This is a genomic window from Arthrobacter paludis (assembly GCF_056782315.1).
In genome coordinates this window covers 14,645-31,125 of record NZ_JBXAEW010000011.1, presented here as the reverse complement: position 1 = coordinate 31,125, position 16,481 = coordinate 14,645, and the positions used below count along the sequence as shown (strand labels likewise).

The window sequence follows — 16,481 nt, the reverse complement described above, 5'->3', positions numbered from 1 at the left end:
CCCTACGCCGTTGCGCGCCACGCGCCGCGGCTCCTATGATCGCAAAATGACGATGATATCGACGGAGGTCGGAGACCGGGCGGGGCTCGAGGGCGCCGCGGCCCTGTTCCACAGTCTTTCCGACCCCGGCCGGCTCGTGATCCTGCGCCACCTGGCCCTCGGCGAGCACAAGGTGCGCGAGCTGACCGAGCACCTCGGCCTGGCGCAGTCCACCGTCAGCGCCCACCTCGCGTGCCTGCGCGGCTGCGGCCTGGTCGACGTGCGCACCGAGGGCCGCTCCTCCGTCTACTCGCTGGCCGCGCCGGCCGCCCTGCTCGGACTGTTCGGCTCGGCGGAGGAGCTGCTGCGGGAAACGGGGCACGCCGCGGCCCTGTGCCCCAGCGTCCCGGCGCCGCACGGGGCGGGCGCGCCGTGAGCCACCATCACCACCACGGGCTGCACCACGGCCACGAGACCCACCGCGGCCGCATCGCCGTCGCCCTGGCCATCACCCTGGCGATCCTGGTGGCCGAGCTCGTCGGCGCCTGGGTCACCGGCAGCCTCGCGCTGCTGGTCGACGCCGGGCACATGCTCACCGACGCCGGCGGGCTCGCCCTCGCCCTGGGCGCGGCGATGCTGTCCCTGCGCCCGGCCAGCGCCCGCCGGACGTGGGGGTGGCGCCGGGCCGAGGTCCTGGCGGCGGCCCTGCAGGCGCTGATCCTGCTCTGCGTGGGCGCGTTCGCCGTGGTCGAGGGCGTGCGCCGCCTCGCCGTGCCCACCGACGTCGACGCCGCCGGGACCCTGCTGTTCGGCGTCATCGGCCTCGCCGGGAACATCGCCTCCCTGCTGGTGCTGGCCGGCGGGCGCGAGGCGAACCTGAACCTGCGCGCCGCGTTCCTGGAGGTCGGCATGGACGCGCTCGGGTCCATCGCCGTGATCGCCGGGGCCGTCGTCATGGCCACGACCGGGTGGGCGCAGGCCGACGCCGTCGCCGGCCTGCTGATCGCCGTGTTCATCGTGCCGCGCGCGCTGTCGATCCTGCGGGAGAGCGGCACGATCCTGCTCGAGAGCGCCCCGCGCGGCCTGGACATCGAGGAGGTGCGGCGCCACCTGCTCGGCGTGCCGCACGTGCTCGACGTCCACGACCTGCACGCCTCCCAGATCGCCACCGGCCTGCCCGTCATCAGCGCGCACGTGGTCCTCGAGGACGGCTGCTTCTACGACGGTCACGCGCAGGAGATCCTGCACTCCCTCCAGCGCTGCGTCGCCGGGCACTTCCCGGTGTCGGTCGAGCACTCCACGTTCCAGCTCGAGTCGGCCACGCACGCGCGCCACGAGCCCGGGATGCACTAGGGGGACGACGGCGGCGCCCGGGCGGCCTACGCCAGGACGCGGACCGGGTCCCCGCCCAGCCAGGCGCGGATGGATTCGACCGTCTCCGTGTAGAACACGCGGTATGTCCCCTCGGACACGTAGCCGAGGTGCGGGGTCAGGACCGTGTTCGGGGCCGAGAGGACGGGGTCGCCCGCGGGCACGGGTTCGGTGTCGAACACGTCCAGGGCGGCGCCGCCGAGCCAGCCCTCCCGCAGCCCGCGTAGCAGGGCCTCCGTGTCGACGAGCCCGGAGCGCGCGTTGTTGACCAGGAGCCCGCGGGGCCCGAGCGCGCGCAGCTCCTCCTCGCCGACCGTGTGCCGGGAACGCTCCGAGAGCCGCAGGTGCAGGGTGGCGGCGTCGGCGGCGGCGAAGAGCTCCCGCTTCCCGACGAGCCGCGCCCCGTGGGCGGCGGCCGTCGCCGCGTCCAGGTTCCGGCTCCACGCCAGGACCTCCATGCCGAACGCCTCGGCGTAGCGGGCCATGCGGCGCCCGACCTTCCCCAGGCCCACGATCCCGAGCACGGCGCCCTCCAGGTCCCGGCCGACGGACCGCTGCCACGTCCCGGCCCGCAACGACGCGTCCTCCGTGGGCAGGCGCCGCATCCCGGCCAGCAGCAGCGCCCACGCCAACTCCGCCGTCGCGGCCCCGGATCCGGCCGTGCCGCAGACCCGCACGCCCCGCGCGGCCGCCGCCGCCAGGTCGATCGCCGCGTTGCCCATGCCCGTCGTGACGAGCAGCTCGAGGCCCGGCAGCCCGGCCAGCACGTCCGCGCCGAACGCCGTGCGCTCGCGCATCGCCGCGACTATGTGGAAACCGCGCAGGGCCTCGACGGTCTCCGCCGGGGACCCGAACGGCTCGTGGAAGAACACCGTCTCCACGCCGGGCAGGGCGTCCCAGTCCGCGTAGTCGCGGGCGACCCGCTGGTAGTCGTCGAGGACGGCGAGGCGGCGCATGGGGCTCCCGGGGATCGGCGGCGGTGTCGGGCCGATGCTACCGGGCCCGGCCCGGGTCTAGGCCTGGCCGTACGGCGGCTGCACGGCCGCGCCCGCCCCGCCGTCGGCATCGAAGCGGGCCCCCTCCGGCTTGGAGGGCAGGATCGTGAAGACCAGGACGGCGAGGGAGGCGACCGGGACCAGGTTCAGCAGGTAGAACCAGCCGCTGAAGTTCGCGTCGTGCAGGCGGCGGACCGTCACCGCGATGGACGGGACGAGGATGGCCAGGGAGAACAGGAGCATGAGCAGGCCGGGGACCAGCAGCCCCGCCCCGGGCTCGCCGGTGACGGGGTCCATGGTGGCGACGCCGAGGCCCAGCATCAGGGCGTAGAGGACGAAGACGACGAGGGCGATGAACAGGGTCGCCCACCAGTATTCGCTGCGGCTGGCGCGGCCGGAGAACGTCGCGTACTTCGTGAAGAAGCGTTTGACGGCCCCGCCGAACGAGATGCCGTAGTACGGCTGGCTCAGGGGCGGTTCGCCGACCGGCTGGTAGGGGTTCGCCTGCGGCAGTTGCTGGGACATGGCGGGGTTCCTCCATCGATGTGAATGATTCTGTCCACAGGCTACCCGGCACAAAACGCGTTCGGGGGAGCGGGCATGGGGGGTTCTCCCCAGACCCACCGCTTGTTCACCCCCGGCCGCGGCGGCGCCAGCCGCTACCGTGAACGCATGGAGACCACGGCGCACCCGGCTCCCCGGCCGCCCGTCGCCGGCGTCCTGCTCGCCGCGGGCGCCGGGACGCGGCTGGGCCGCGGCCCGAAGGCGCTGCTGCGCACCGCGGCGGGCGAGACGCTCGCGGCGCGCGGCGCCGGGGCGCTCGCCGGCGGTGGCTGCTCGCCCGTCGTCGTCGTGCTCGGCGCGGGGGCGGACGAGGCCCGCCGGCACCTGGCTGACGGCTGCGTCGTCGTCGTCAACCCCGACTGGGCGGCCGGGCTGGGGTCCTCGCTGCGGGCGGGGCTCGCCGCGGTCCCCGCGGGTTCGGCGGCGCTCGTCGCGCTCGCCGACCAGCCGGGGACGACGGCGACGCTCGTGGCCCGGCTGCTCGCCGCGCACGGGCCCGGCCGGATCACGTCCGCCGGCTACCGCGACGCCGGCGGGTCCCTGCGGCGCGGGCACCCCGTGCTGTTCGGCGCCGCCCACGTGGCGGGCGCGGCGGCCGCGGCGACCGGCGACGCCGGCGCGCGCGCCTACCTCGCGGCCCACCCCGGGGCGGTTGACGTCGTTGACTGCACCGACCTGGACGACGGCGGCGACATCGACACGGCCGCCGACCTCGGCCGGCTGGGGTAGGCCCTAGCCCGCGGTCCGGGCGAGGCCCCCCGTCCGCTCGCCGCCCTCGCCGCCACCGCTCCGGCCGGGCACCAGCCCGGCGTCCCGCAGCGCCAGGTACACGGTGTCCCGGCGCAGGGGCAGCCGGGCGAAGCGGATCCCGGTCGCGTCACGCAGCGCGTTGGACAGGGCCGGCGCGACCGGGTTGTACGGCGACTCGCTCATCGACTTCGCGCCCATTGGCCCGAGGTCGTCGGAGGTCTTGGCGAAGTACACCTCGGAGCGCGGCACGTCCGCGAACGTGGGGATGTGGTACTGCCGCAGGATGTCGGTGACGACGGCGCCGTCCTCGCCGATCACCACCTCCTCGTACAGCGCCGCGCCCAGCGCCTGCGCGATCCCGCCCTCGATCTGGCCGCGGCACTGGCGCGGGTTGACGACGACGCCGGCGTCCGCGGCCTGCACGCTCTGCAGGATGCGCAGCTCCCCGGTCGCGCTGTTCACGGCGACGCGGAACCCGTGGACGTTGAACGCCACGGACCGCGGGGTCCCGCCCCAGCGCCCCTCGGCGCGCAGCGCGACGCCCTGCTCGCGGGCCGCCGCGGCGAGGTCGGCCCAGTTGAAGGTCCGGTCCCCGGCGCGCACCCCGCCGTCGAACAACTCGCACGCCTTGGACGTGGTCGCGGCGAGCCCGGCCGCGAAGCCGCGCAGCAGCACCGCGAGCTCCGTGGCCGCGGCGAACGTGGCCTTGCCCGCGACGACCGTGCCGGTGGAGCCGAACGCGCCGGAGTCGTGCTCGGTGAGGCGCGTGTCCGACTGGCGGATCCGCACGCGCCCGGGCGTCGTCGACAGCGCCTCGGCGGCCAGCTGCGCGTGCACGGTCGTGGTCCCGTTGCCGAACTCGGCCGTGCCGACGTCCAGGGCGAAGCCCTCCGGGCCCAGCTCGATGACGCTGTGCGCGTGGTGCCCGCGCGGCGGGATCGTGGCGATCATCGACAGCGCCGTGCCCGTTCCGGTGAGCCAGTGCGGCCCCAGCCCCGCGCCGTCCGCGCCGCGCGCCGCCCCGCGCCCGAGCGCGTCCCGCACCAGGGCGACGCACTCGTCCAGGCCGTAGGACCCGAACACGACGTCCTCCTCCGGCTCGGGGTGCAGCGAGAGCAGCGGGTCGCCGGGCCGGACCATGTTCCGGGCGCGGAAGCCCAACGGGTCCAGGCCGAGCTGCCGGGCCAGCTCGTCCAGCGCGGACTCGATCGCGAAGATCGTCTGGCTGAGCCCGTAGCCGCGGAACGCGCCGGCGGGGACGGTGTTCGTGTAGACGCTGCGGGCGTCGACGCGCTTGGCGCCGGCCGCGTAGACGGCCATGGACTCCGAGCAGCCGTGGAACATCACGCCCGGGGCGTGGTTGCCGTACGCGCCGGTGTTGGCCAGGACGTCGATCCCCAGGGCGGTGAGCGTGCCGTCCGCGGTGGCCGCGGCCGTGACGGTGACGTCGAAGGGGTGCCGGGTCGTGGACGCCGCGAATTGCTCCGACCGGGTCAGCTCGAGCTGCACCGGCCGGCCCAGGCGCAGGGCCGCGAGCGCCGCGACGTCCTCCACGAGGACCTCCTGCTTGCCGCCGAACCCGCCGCCGACGCGTCCGGCCACGACCCGCACCTTCTCCTCGGGCAGCGAGAAGACCCGGGCCAGGGCGCGGCGGACCAGGAACGGGACCTGGGTGGAGGTCCGGACGGACAGGGTCCCGTCGGGCTCGGTCCAGGCGACGGCGGCGTGCGTCTCCAGCGCGACGTGCTGCACGCGCTGGCTCGAGTACGTGCCCGTGTGGACGGCGTCCGCCGCGGCGAGCGCGGCCGCGAAGTCGCCGATCTCCGCGTGCACCTCCGCGGCCGTGTTGCGGGACGCGTCGGCGATCCGCGAGGAGTCCGGCTTGTCGCCGTGCAGCAGCGGGGCGCCCGGTTCCCGGGCGGCGGCCGGGTCGAGCACGTGGGGGAGCGGCTCCCACTCGATGGACAGGGCCCGCACGCCGGCCTCCGCGGCCGCCACCGTCTCGCCCACGACCGCCGCCACGCGCTGCCCGGCGAACCGGGCGACCCGGTCCAGGACCAGGGTGTCGTCCGGGTCGTCCGTGACGAGCTCGTGCTGTGCGGTCGAGAAGAGGACGGTCGGGGAGTCGTCCGGCGTGAGCACCGCGACGACGCCGGGGACCGCGAGCGCCGCCGACGCGTCGATCGAGGCCACGCGCGCGTGCGGGTGCGGGCTGCGGGCCAGCTTGAGGTGCAGCGGCTGCTCCGGCGGGCCGTCGGGGGTGCCGGCCAGCGCGTCGAGCGTGTAGCGCGCGGTCCCGGTGACGACGGCGGGGCCGGCCGGGGCGGGCGCATCCGTCCCGACGGCCCGGCCGGACGGCGCCGGCGGCGCGTCCGCACCGGCGGCCCGGCCAATTGGTGCCGGAGGCGCCTCAGCCCCGCCGACTCCGAGGGTTGTGGACGATTCGGAGGGCTCTAGCTTGGGTAGTCGGCCGCAGACTTCCGAGTCGGCGTCAGGGCCGGCGCCGGACCGGCCCAGGACCGCGTCCTCGATGGCGCGGTAGCCCGTGCAGCGGCAGAGGTTGCCCTTGAGGCTGCGGGGGAGGTTGGCCAACTGCCCGTCGTCGAAGGTCGAGGCCGTCATCACCATCCCGGCGGTGCAGAACCCGCACTGGAACCCCTGCGCGTCCAGGAACTGCTGCTGCATCGGGTGCAGGGGAGCGTCCGACGGCGGCGCACCGTCCCGCCGCGCACCGTCGGGCGCCGACACCGGCGCGGCCGCGGTCCCGGCACCGGGGCAGGCGGCCGTCGCGCCCGCGGTCGCGGCGAGGCCCTCGATGGTGGTGACGCGCTTGCCCTCCGCGCGGCGGGCCGGGTAGAGGCAGCTGTGGACGGGCACGCCCTCGACGTGGACCGTGCAGGCGCCGCAGTCGCCGCCGTCGCACCCCTTCTTCACGCCCACGGCGCCCTCGGCGCGCAGGTAGGTGCGCAGGCACTGGCCGGGCGCGGGGCGGCCGTGGTGCTCGGAGCCGTTGATGGTGATGCCCATGTCAGTGCGTATGCTTCCGGGGGGCGGCGGCGGGGGAACCGGGCGCATCGGGCGCGGCAGGGTCCCCGGGGCCGGCGGCCCGCGGCGCGCGCGGGGCCGCGCTGTGCGAGTCGCCGGGCGGGGTCGCGGCGTCGGCGAGGCCCGACTCCGGGTCCGCGCCCTCGAGAAGCTCGGCCCGGATCTCCTCGGCGAGCCGGTGCGTCATGTCCCGCCGCCACTCGGGGTGGCCGTGCAGGTCGCGGTGGTACAGCCCGGCGGGGACCGCGTCAGCGAGCGCCTCGGCCAGGCCGCGCGCGTCCGGGAGCGCGCCGGCGGGGAACCGCAGCTGGACCGGACGGACCGTCGAGGCGGTCACGGTCAGGACGAACGCCCCGTCGGGGTCGGCCCGGCCGATCAGCAGGACGCCCGAGCGGCCCAGGTTGCTCAGCGAGAGCCGCCGGAACGCCGTCCGGGCCGCCAGCGCGTGCGCGGGCAGGTGGACGGAGCGGATCAGCTCGCCGGGGGCCAGCGTGTTGGCGCCGTCCCCGACGACCAGCTCCGCGACCGGCTGCCGCCGGGATCCGCCGCCGGGGGCCAGGACCGTGGCCACGCCGTCGAGCCCCGCGCACAGCGACGTCACCGGCCCCGCCGGCAGGGACGTGGCGATGTTCCCGCCCACCGTGGAGAGGTTCCAGATCTTGAACGACGCCACGAACGGGTCGCAGCACGGCCGCACGAGGGCCACCGCGGGCCAGGCGGCCGCGTCGACGCCGGCGTCCCCGGGCAGCGCGTAGAGCCGGGCGATGGTGCATGTGGCCGCCAGCTCGATGCCGTCCGGGCCCACCCGCACGGGTTCCCACCCCGCCTCCGTGATGTCCAGCAGGCGCCGCAGCGTCTGGCTGCCGTAGGAGAAGAGGACGGTGCCGCCGGCCAGCCACGCGTCGCCCGGGCGCCAGGCGTCCGGGTCGGTGGTCGGGACGAGGTCCTCGACGGTGCTCAGGTCCATGCCGGGACCTCCTCGGGGTGCGGCGCCGCGGCGGGCGGCGCGGTGGCGGGAACGGTGGCCCGCACGGCGGCGGGCGCCGCGGCGGAGGAGCCGATGGGACCGGCCGGCGTGTGGATCGGTCCGGGCAGGCGCTCGAGCGGCAGCCCCGTGGCGGCCGGGCTGCGCGAGGCGACGAGCTGCGCCGCGATGGAGACCGCGACCTCGGCCGGCGTGATCGCCTGCAGGTCCAGTCCGATCGGCGAGTGCAGCCGCGCCAGCGCGTCGGGGTCCACTCCGGCGGCGAGCAGCCCGGCGACGCGCTGCTCGTGGCTGCGCCGCGAGCCCATCGCGCCCAGGTAGGCGACGTCGAGCCCCAGCGCGGACGCCAGCAGCGGGTGGTCGAACTTCGGGTCGTGGGTGAGGACGACGACGGCGGTGCGCCCGTCGACCCGCCCCGCGGCGGCCTCGCCCGCGAGGTACTCGTGGGGCCACGCGGTGGAGATCTCGTCCGCGGCGGCGAAGCGCGGCTGGTGCGTGAACGCGGCGCGGGCGTCGCAGAGGGTCGTGCGGTAGCCGAGCAGCCGGCCGATCGGCAGCAGGGCCTCGGCGAAGTCGTTGGCCCCGAAGACCAGCATCCGCGGCGGGGCGAGCCGCGACTCGACCAGCAGGGCCGGCGGCTCGGCTGGACAGGGGACCGGCCCGGCGGCGGCCCGGGTGGCCGCGGCGGGGCGGCCGCCGGCGCCGGGAAAGCCGCCCCGGTCCGCGCCCGGAGGCTCCTCCCGGGCGGCTCCCGCGGCGTGGACGACGCCGGTGCGTCCCCCGGCCGCGAGGGCCGCGACCTGGGGCTCCGCGGCCCCGGCAAGGGCCCCGGAGCCAAGGATCCGGGCGAGCCCGGCGCGCAGCCGGGCCCGGTCCAGGTGCTGCGGCGCGGGCACCAGCAGGAACCCGCTGCCGCCGGCGTCGACCGGGCGCACGAGGGCGACCGGGTCATGCGGGCCCAGCGCGGCCAGCGCCGCGAGGGTCCGCGCCCCGGGACGGCCGGCGGCGGGTGCTGCCCCGCCGTCGGCCCCCGGATCCCCGGCGGCGACGGCGGGGGAGGTCGTCCCGCCGTCGTCCGCCAGGGGCTCGATGTGCACCGCCAGCTCGCCCCCGCACGTCAGCCCGACCTCGAACGCGTCCTCCGGCGAGTACCCGAACGACTCGCGGCGCGCCGCGCCGGTCTCCAGCGCCTCCAGGGCGGAGGCGACGACGGCGCCCTCGACGCAGCCGCCGGACAGGGAACCGAGGACGGCGCCGTCGTCCCGGACCAGCATCGACGTGCCGGTGGGGCGGGGCGTGGAGCCGCTCGTGGCCGCGATGGTGGCGACGGCGCAGGCGTGCCCGTCCAGCCACCCGGCCGGGATGGATGGGAGGTTCAACATGGTGGTGCGGTCCTTTCCGGTCAGCCGCCGAGCAGGGCGGTGATCGGTTCGCGGGCGAAGTAGACGAGGAAGCCGGCGGCCACGACCCACAGCAGCGGGTGGACCTCGCGGCCCCGCCCGGCGGCCGTGTTCACGAGCGCCCAGGAGATGAAGCCGACGCCGATGCCGTTGGCGATCGAGTAGGTCAGCGGCATGGTCACCAGCGTCAGGAACGCCGGCATGCCGACGGAGAAGCGGGTGAAGTCGATCTCGCGGATCTGGGCGGCCATGAGCGTGCCGACGACGACGAGCGCCGCGGCGGCGACCTCGATCGGGACGACCGACGTCAGCGGGGTCAGGAACATGGCGCCCAGGAACAGCAGGCCCGTGACGACGGAGGCCAGGCCCGTGCGGGCGCCCTCCCCGATGCCGGCGGCCGAGTCCACGTAGACCGTGTTCGACGAGCCGGAGGTCGCGCCGCCGGCGACGGCGCCGAGGCCCTCGACGACGAACGCTGCCTTCAGCCGCGGGAACGTCCCGTCCGACTTGGCGAGCCCGGCGCCCTGGGCCAGGCCGCTCATCGTGCCCATCGCGTCGAAGAAGTTGGTGAACACGAGCGTGAACACCAGCATCGTCGCGGCCAGGGCGCCGATCCGCTCGAAGGAGCCGAACAGGTCGACCTGGCCGATGAGGGACAGGTCCGGCAGCGACACCGGCGTGCCGGTCAGCTCGGGCCGGTTCAGGTGCCAGCCCCCGGGGTTGTCCGCCGACGCGGTGCCCAGCTTCGCGAACGCCTCGACGACGACGGCGAGGACCGTGGTGGCGATGATCCCGATGAGCAGGCCGCCCTGGACCCGGCGGGCCACGAGCGAGCCCATGACGAGCAGGCCGACGACGAAGACCACGGTCGGGACGGACGTGATGGAGCCGCCGTGCCCGAGCTGGACGGGCGGACCGCCGGCCGTGCCCTGGACGAATCCGGAGTCGACGAACCCGATGAACGTGATGAACAGGCCGATGCCGACCGTGATGGCGGCCTTCAGCTCGCGGGGGATCGCCCGGAAGATCGCGGTCCGCGCCCCGGTGAGGCCGAACGCGACGATCAGCAGCCCGTTGATGACGACCAGGCCCATGGCCTCCGGCCAGGTCACGTCCCCGACGACCGAGACGGCCAGGAACGAGTTGATGCCCAGCCCGGCGGCGAGGCCGAACGGCAGGTTGGCGACGAGCCCGAACGCGATGGTCATGACGCCGGCGGTCAGCCCGGTGACGGCGCCGACCTGCGCGGCGGGCAGGAAGTTCCCGGCCACGTCCACCGGCGCGCTGTCCGGGGAGAACCCGCCGAGGATCAGCGGGTTCAGCACCACGATGTACGCCATGGTGAAGAAAGTGACGATCCCGCCGCGGACCTCCCGCGAGAGCGTGGAGCCGCGGGCGGTGATCGAAAAGTGCCGGTCCAGGAGGCCGGCGGCGGGACGGGGGCCGCCGGGTGTCCCGGCCCCGCGGCCCGCCCGCCCGCCGGTGCGGGGGTCGGGGCGCCCGGGGGCGAGCTGGCGGTTCACGGCGGCGGCGCCCTTGCGGAACGTGTCGGTGATGGCCACGGCCGGTCCCCTAGTACTCGACCCGGGTGGCCAGCTTGCCCCAGAGCTCGAACGGCTCCAGGTGGCCGGTGTCCTCGCTGTCGTCGTGGACCACCGGCATGAGGCTCCGGTCGCCGGGGTGGTCGAAGTAGTCGTAGAAGAGGGCGTCGTCGAAGCCGGCCGCGGCGGCGTCGTCGCGGTTGGCGGCGTAGACGACGCGGTCGATGCGCGCCCACAGGGCCGACGCCAGGCACATGGGGCAGGGCTCGCAGCTCGAGTAGAGGACGGCCCCGCTGAGGTCGAACGAGCCGATGCCCTGGCAGGCGGCGCGGATCGCGGTGACCTCGGCGTGGGCGGTGGGGTCGTTGTTCGCGGTGACGCGGTTGACGCCCTCGAATTCGCGGCCGTCGGCGGTGACCACTAGGGCGCCGAACGGCCCCCCGGAGTCCGCGACGTTCTTGCAGGCGATGGCGACGGCCTTGGCCAGCGGGTGCGCGGCCGGTGCGGTGTGTTCCATGGTGGCGACTTCCTGGTTCGATCGTGGAAGCCGTTCCGGGGTGCAGGGGCACAGGTTGCTCCGGACCCCGACTCGGCTCCATCGATTGCCGATGAGGTGAGTAGCGCCCGGTAGATAGCCCCCAGGGATCCTGGGTGCCCGCCATTGGCAAGCACCACGGTAGCACTCCTGTGAGGGGCGTCACAGGGGTTTGGCGGAAAAAGTTTTCCGCAGAGCGGTCGACGGCGGCGGCGCCGGCACGGGGACCAAGCGGCGGCGGACCCCAGGCGACGGCGGAGCGCGGGGCGCCGGGTGGCCGTGTGGGGAATCGATGGCAGTTGTGGGCATCGCTCTCAGTTGATGTCGGATATCGGGAATTGTTCGAAGGTATTTCGTCCAAAGGGGCCGAATCGCAAGAAGAGCTTCGAGCGATTCCGGAAAATCGGTATCAACTGAGAGCGATTCGAGCGGGGCGGCATCAAGTGCGAACGATCCCGGAAGGGGGCCGTCGGGCGAAGGGGCGGCGGGGCCGGCGGCATTGGCGCGGACCGGGGCCGTCCGGCGGGCATTGGCGCGGGCCGGAAGGTGCCGTCGCGCCGCCGTCGTCCCCCATGCCGTCGACGGCGGGGTCGCCCCCCGGCCGCCGCGCGCGCCCGTGGAGGCCGGCGGCCCCGGGCGGGCGCCCCCGCGCCCCTTTCGGCGGCCGCCGGCCTGCGGCATGCTGGGGCCATGGCCAACGTGACCCTGACGCACATCGGCGGACCCACGGCCCAGTTCACCCTCGGCGGCTGGACCTTCCTCACCGACCCGACCTTCGACCCGCCCGGCGAGTTCCCAGGCGCGGCCGGGACGCTGGTCAAGACGACCGGCCCGGCCGTCGCGCTGGACGCGCTGCCGGACACCGACGTCATCCTGCTCTCGCACGACCAGCACGCCGACAACCTGGACCGCTCCGGCCGGATGCTCGTCGAGTCGCTCGCGGCGCGCACGTTCAGCACCGTCGAGGCCGGCAAGAACGGCTCGACCGTGCACGGGCTCAAGCCGTGGGACGAGGTCACGCTGCAGGAGGAGGGCAAGGAGACCCTGACGCTGACGGCGGTCCCCGCCCTCCACGGGCCGGAGGGCGCGGAGAAGCTCGCCGGCACGGTGACGGGCTTCGTTCTGGCGGGCGTCGACCAGCCCACCGTCTACTTCAGCGGCGACAACGCGTCCGTGGACAAGGTCCGCGAGATCGCGATGCGCTTCCCGCACGTCGACGTCGCCATCCTCTGCGCCGGAGCCGCCCGCGTCGGGGCGTTCGACAACGCCGCCCTCACGCTCACGGCGGATGACACGCTCAAGGTCGCGCGGATCCTCGGCCGGCCCACGGTGGTGCCGGTCCACGCCGAGGGATGGGCGCACTTCAGCGAGGGGCACGCCGAGCTGCGGGCCGCGTTCGAGGGCACCGACGTCGAGGACCGGCTGAACATCCCGGAGTCCGGCCGGGCCGTGAACCTGGCGTAGCGCGGGCCTCCGCCGGCCCCGGCCCGCCGTGGGCCCCGCCGCCGGCCCGCTACGCCGGCTGCGGGAACAGGGTCCGGTCGATGAACGACGTGACGTCGTGCAGCACCCGTTCCTTGTCCGTCTCGTTGAAGATCTCGTGCCGCGCGCCGGGGTAGGACAGCGACTCGGTGCGCGCGCCCCGGATCTCGCCGATCCCCTCGCGGCTGGCGTCGATGGGCACCAGCCGGTCGTCCTCGCCGTGCAGGTACAGGACCGGCAGGTCGCCCAGGCTTCCGTGCCCGCGGATCCGGCGCATGCACTCGTCCAGGGCCTCGAGGGTCTCGCGCTTGAAGTCCCCGTGCCAGACCAGCTCGTCGGCCGCGTACTCCTCCCCGACGGCGGGGTCGCGGGAGAGCGTGTCCGGGTCGATCGGCGTCGCCGGGATCTCCTCGCGGGAGAGCAGCTCGTCGACCGTCGCCCAGCGGCCCACCACCGGCCCGGAGAGCACCATGGCGTCCAGTTCGTGCCCGTGCAGCTGCGCGTACCGGATGGCGATCATCCCGCCCATCGAGTGGCCGACCAGCACCAGCGGCACTTTCGGGTTCCGCTCCTGCGCGGCGAGCACGAGCTGGTGGAAGTCCTCCACGACGTCGTCGAAGTCCCGGATCAGCACGCGCTCGCCGTCGCTGTTCCCGTGCCCCGCGTGGTCCACGGCGTACACGCTGGCTCCGTGGAGGTTGAGCCGCTCGGCCACCCACGCGTAGCGGCCACTGTGCTCGCCGTAGCCGTGGCACAGGACCGCCACGTACCGCGGGGTGCGCGTCTCCCACGCCGTGACCGCGAGCCGGCCGGCGTGCCCCTGGAACGTCAAGCGTCCACCCATGCCGTGTGCTCCCTTCCTCGGTTCCCGCCGTCCCGTGGGTGGCGGCCTCCACGCGCCCATCCTAGATCCCGGCCGTCTCCCGGGGCAGGGCGCCGTCGCGCCGGCCTTGCGGCCGCTCTAGCGGCGCCGCCCTCCGGTCCCTACGGTGAGGCAGTGGCGGGGGCAGGACACGGGTGAGAGGTGGACACGGATGACGACGGCGGAGCCGGCGGTGCGGTTGGGCATCATGGCCGACCCTGGACTCCCGGAGCAGGTGGCCCAGAAAGTGGGCGCGGACCTGGCCGACTACCTGGCCGAGCACGTCAGCCCAAGGCTCACCTGGGAGGTCCAGGTCGTGCCGGGCGCCCTGCCGATGGTGTCGGACGGGACGATCCCGCTCCGCCAGCGGGCGCCTCAGGTCCTCGAATGGCACGGGTGGGACCACGTGGTGTACCTGACCGACCTGCCGCGATCCCTGGGCGGCCGGCCGCTCGTCTGCGAGGTCGACACGGACGAGCACGCGGCCATGGTGTCCATGCCTTCCTTCGGGGCCTGGGGGATCCACACCCGCACGCGGCGGCTGCTGGCCACCGTCGTGGGCTGGCTGCAGCGTGGCGCCCAGGTCGTGCGGGCGCCCACCCGGGAGGGCGGAGCCCCCACCGGCACGGCGGTGCACTCGGGGGGGCCGGGGGACACGGCCGCCTACCTCGTCCTCACCGGACCGCTGAGCAGGATCCGGCTGCTGGCCGGCATGGTCCGCGGCAACCAGCCGGGCAGGCTGCTGCCCGCGCTCTCGACGTCTATGGCGACCGCCGTGGCCTCCGGGGCGTTCGGTATCTTCTACACGTCGATCTGGAACATGTCCGATGCGTTGCCGCTGCGGCGTTTCGTCCTGGTCAGCATCGTCGTGATCCTGGGCCTGACGGCCTGGCTGATCGCGCACAACGGCCTCTGGGCCCGGGGCCACGCGCGGGGCACCGCCGTCGGACCGCGCCTGGACAACCTGTCGACCTTCGCCACCGTGGCCGTTGGCGTCTTGCTGATGTACGCGGTCCTGTACGTGGTGCTCTTCGTCGCGGCGGTGGCGGTGGTGGACGCGGACTACCTCGCCGCCCAGCTCCGCCACCCCGTGGGCTTCGGGGACTACGCCACGCTGACGTGGCTGGCCGCGTCGCTGGGCACGGCCGCGGGGGCGCTCGGTTCCAACTTCGACAGCGACTCGGCCATCCGCGCGGCGACCTACAGCCGGCGGGAGCAGCAGCGGCGCGAGCTCGAGGAGCAGCGCGAGGAGCGGCAGCGCCGCGAGGAGGAACTGCAGGAGCGGGAGCGGCAGAGGCCGGAGGATTGACCCGGCCGCGCGGGGCCACGGCGCGCCGTGCACCGGGCCGGGCGGGGCACGGAGCGTCGGGCACAGGACCGCGCGGGGACGGCTGGGACACATCGGGGTCCGCTGCCCGGCGTGTCGCCCGGCGTGTCCGGTCGAAATAGCCGTGCGGAAGGGCTGAAGTGTCCCAGGCGTCCCGGGCCCCGGCGTCGTTGCCTGGCTCCCCGGCCGGTTGGGGTTAGGGGTAGAGGCCGCGGGTGAGGTGCGCCTCCGCCACGCGCTCGACGGCGGTGACCGTCGCCGCCTCGCGCAGCGACAGCCCCCGGGCGGAGGCGACCTCGAGCAGGCGGTCCCACGCCGTGAGCATCCGCCGCCGCAGCCGGTCGTCCACCTCGGAGGCGCTCCACCAGTACGCCTGGTTGGACTGCACCCACTCGAAGTAGGAGACGAGCACGCCGCCGGCGTTGGCCAGGATGTCCGGGACCACCAGGACGCCGCGCTCGGCGAGGACCGCGTCGGCCGCGCCGGTCGTCGGTCCGTTGGCGCCCTCGACGACGAGCCGGGCCCGGACGCGGCCGGCGTTGCCCTCGTGCAGCACGCCCTCGACGGCCGCGGGGACCAGCAGGTCGACGTCGAGCTCCAGCACTTCGTCGGCCGGCAGCGGGTCGCCGCCCGCGAAGCCGACGACGGAGCCGGTGGCCTCGACGTGGGCCCGCAGCGCCGGCACGTCCAGGCCGCCCGCGGCGTGGACCGCCCCGTACTGGTCCGCGACGGCGACCACCCGCACCCCGGCCTCGGCCAGGAACAGGGCCGTGCCGGCCCCGACCTTGCCGAAGCCCTGGACGGCCGCCGTCGTCGAGGCCGGGGCCAGGCCGAGGTGCTTCAGCCCGGCCAGGGCGATGTGGACGACGCCGGCCGATGTCGCCGAGGCCCGGCCTTCGGAGCCGCCGAGCGCCACCGGCTTCCCGGTGACGACGCCTGGGACGGTGTGGCCGGAGGACACGGAGTAGGTGTCCATCATCCACGCCATGGTGCGCTCGTCCGTGCCGATGTCCGGGGCGGGGATGTCCTTCTCGGGGCCGATGATCGGCAGGATCTCCGACGTGTAGCGGCGGGTGACGCGCTCCAGCTCGGCCTGCGAGTAGCGGCGCGGGTCGATCCGGACGCCGCCCTTGGCCCCGCCGTACGGGACGCCGAGCAGCGCGCACTTCCACGTCATCCACATGGCCAGTGCCCGGACCTCGTCGAGGTCGACGAACGGGGAGAAGCGCAGGCCGCCCTTGGCCGGCCCGCGGGAGAAGTTGTGCTGGACCCGGTGTCCGGTGAGGACCTCGACGGATCCGTCGTCGCGCCGCAGCGGGACGCTCACCGTCAGCTCGCGGCGGGGGCGGGCGAGCAGCTCGTGCATCCCCTGGTCGTAGCCGAGGGCGGCGATGGCCGCCGCCAGCTGGGCCTGGGCGTTCTCGAGGGGCCGGGAGCGGCGCTCCACGGCCTCCTGGGCTTCCACGATCGTCGTCATTGACTTCGCTTTCCTCCGCTGGTTGCCTTCCCCGCAACGGCGGGGCGGACCATCACCGTAGGCCGCCAGCGCGGTCGGACGGGAAGGCCTCGTCCCACTTCTGTCTGGAATATCAGACGGAGTGAGGGCGCCGTCAGCGGATGTCCGGCGGCCGCTGTGGTGCCACTA

The 16,481-nt window shown here is 75.1% G+C and carries 14 protein-coding genes; 5 read left to right on the top strand and 9 right to left on the bottom strand.

Annotated elements, in window-relative coordinates; all coding sequences use genetic code 11:
* Window positions 1-46 precede the first annotated feature (46 nt).
* Both AC1Q5D_RS10655 and AC1Q5D_RS10650 read left to right on the top strand, forming a co-directional pair.
* On the top strand, window positions 47-415 hold the full coding sequence (locus AC1Q5D_RS10655) for an ArsR/SmtB family transcription factor (RefSeq protein ID WP_481738573.1): 369 nt from the start codon (window positions 47-49) through the stop codon (window positions 413-415).
* Window positions 412-1,332, top strand: coding sequence for a cation diffusion facilitator family transporter (locus AC1Q5D_RS10650; RefSeq protein WP_481738572.1), 921 nt, complete (start codon window positions 412-414; stop codon window positions 1,330-1,332). The genes AC1Q5D_RS10655 and AC1Q5D_RS10650 overlap by 4 nt, the downstream gene beginning before the upstream one ends.
* A gap of 26 nt (window positions 1,333-1,358) precedes the next feature.
* Here AC1Q5D_RS10650 and AC1Q5D_RS10645 read toward each other — a convergent pair whose 3' ends face one another.
* Window positions 1,359-2,306, bottom strand: a complete 948-nt coding sequence (locus tag AC1Q5D_RS10645) for a D-2-hydroxyacid dehydrogenase family protein (RefSeq protein WP_481738571.1) — start codon at window positions 2,304-2,306, stop codon at window positions 1,359-1,361.
* Between the two features lie 57 nt (window positions 2,307-2,363).
* Entirely contained in the window at window positions 2,364-2,870 is a 507-nt protein-coding gene (locus AC1Q5D_RS10640; protein ID WP_481738570.1) for a DUF805 domain-containing protein, read from the bottom strand.
* A 147-nt stretch (window positions 2,871-3,017) separates the two neighbouring features.
* Between AC1Q5D_RS10640 and AC1Q5D_RS10635 the strand changes: the two genes are divergently transcribed.
* Window positions 3,018-3,638, top strand: coding sequence for a nucleotidyltransferase family protein (locus AC1Q5D_RS10635; RefSeq protein WP_481738569.1), 621 nt, complete (start codon window positions 3,018-3,020; stop codon window positions 3,636-3,638).
* 3 nt (window positions 3,639-3,641) lie between these two features.
* Here the strand turns inward: AC1Q5D_RS10635 and AC1Q5D_RS10630 are convergent, their stop codons facing one another.
* Genes AC1Q5D_RS10630 through AC1Q5D_RS10610 form a run of 5 tightly spaced genes read right to left on the bottom strand, consistent with a single transcriptional unit; the run spans window position 3,642 to window position 11,147 of the window.
* Window positions 3,642-6,686: a molybdopterin-dependent oxidoreductase gene (locus AC1Q5D_RS10630; RefSeq protein WP_481738568.1), complete on the bottom strand. Its 3,045-nt coding sequence runs from the start codon at window positions 6,684-6,686 to the stop codon at window positions 3,642-3,644.
* 1 nt (window position 6,687) lies between these two features.
* Entirely contained in the window at window positions 6,688-7,671 is a 984-nt protein-coding gene (locus AC1Q5D_RS10625; RefSeq protein WP_481738567.1) for an FAD binding domain-containing protein, read from the bottom strand.
* Window positions 7,662-9,071, bottom strand: a complete 1,410-nt coding sequence (locus AC1Q5D_RS10620; RefSeq protein ID WP_481738566.1) for an XdhC family protein — start codon at window positions 9,069-9,071, stop codon at window positions 7,662-7,664. The genes AC1Q5D_RS10625 and AC1Q5D_RS10620 overlap by 10 nt, the downstream gene beginning before the upstream one ends.
* Window positions 9,072-9,091: 20 nt before the next feature.
* Window positions 9,092-10,645, bottom strand: a complete 1,554-nt coding sequence (locus AC1Q5D_RS10615) for an NCS2 family permease (protein ID WP_481738694.1) — start codon at window positions 10,643-10,645, stop codon at window positions 9,092-9,094.
* Window positions 10,646-10,661: 16 nt separating this feature from the next.
* Window positions 10,662-11,147 carry a nucleoside deaminase gene (locus AC1Q5D_RS10610; protein ID WP_481738565.1) on the bottom strand — a complete coding sequence of 162 codons (486 nt, stop codon included), beginning with the start codon at window positions 11,145-11,147 and terminating at the stop codon, window positions 10,662-10,664.
* A gap of 708 nt (window positions 11,148-11,855) precedes the next feature.
* On the opposite strand from AC1Q5D_RS10610, the gene AC1Q5D_RS10605 reads away from it, so the two are divergent.
* Entirely contained in the window at window positions 11,856-12,629 is a 774-nt protein-coding gene (locus AC1Q5D_RS10605) for an MBL fold metallo-hydrolase (protein ID WP_481738564.1), read from the top strand.
* A 49-nt stretch (window positions 12,630-12,678) separates the two neighbouring features.
* Here AC1Q5D_RS10605 and AC1Q5D_RS10600 read toward each other — a convergent pair whose 3' ends face one another.
* Window positions 12,679-13,491: an alpha/beta hydrolase gene (locus tag AC1Q5D_RS10600; RefSeq protein WP_481738563.1), complete on the bottom strand. Its 813-nt coding sequence runs from the start codon at window positions 13,489-13,491 to the stop codon at window positions 12,679-12,681.
* 190 nt (window positions 13,492-13,681) lie between these two features.
* Here AC1Q5D_RS10600 and AC1Q5D_RS10595 point away from each other — a divergent pair, with 190 nt between their 5' ends.
* Window positions 13,682-14,818, top strand: coding sequence for a hypothetical protein (locus tag AC1Q5D_RS10595; RefSeq protein ID WP_481738562.1), 1,137 nt, complete (start codon window positions 13,682-13,684; stop codon window positions 14,816-14,818).
* Between the two features lie 214 nt (window positions 14,819-15,032).
* On the opposite strand, the gene AC1Q5D_RS10590 is transcribed toward AC1Q5D_RS10595, so the two are convergent.
* Window positions 15,033-16,313 (bottom strand): Glu/Leu/Phe/Val family dehydrogenase, encoded by a 1,281-nt coding sequence (locus tag AC1Q5D_RS10590; RefSeq protein ID WP_481738561.1) that lies wholly within the window; start codon window positions 16,311-16,313, stop codon window positions 15,033-15,035.
* Window positions 16,314-16,481 lie beyond the last annotated feature (168 nt).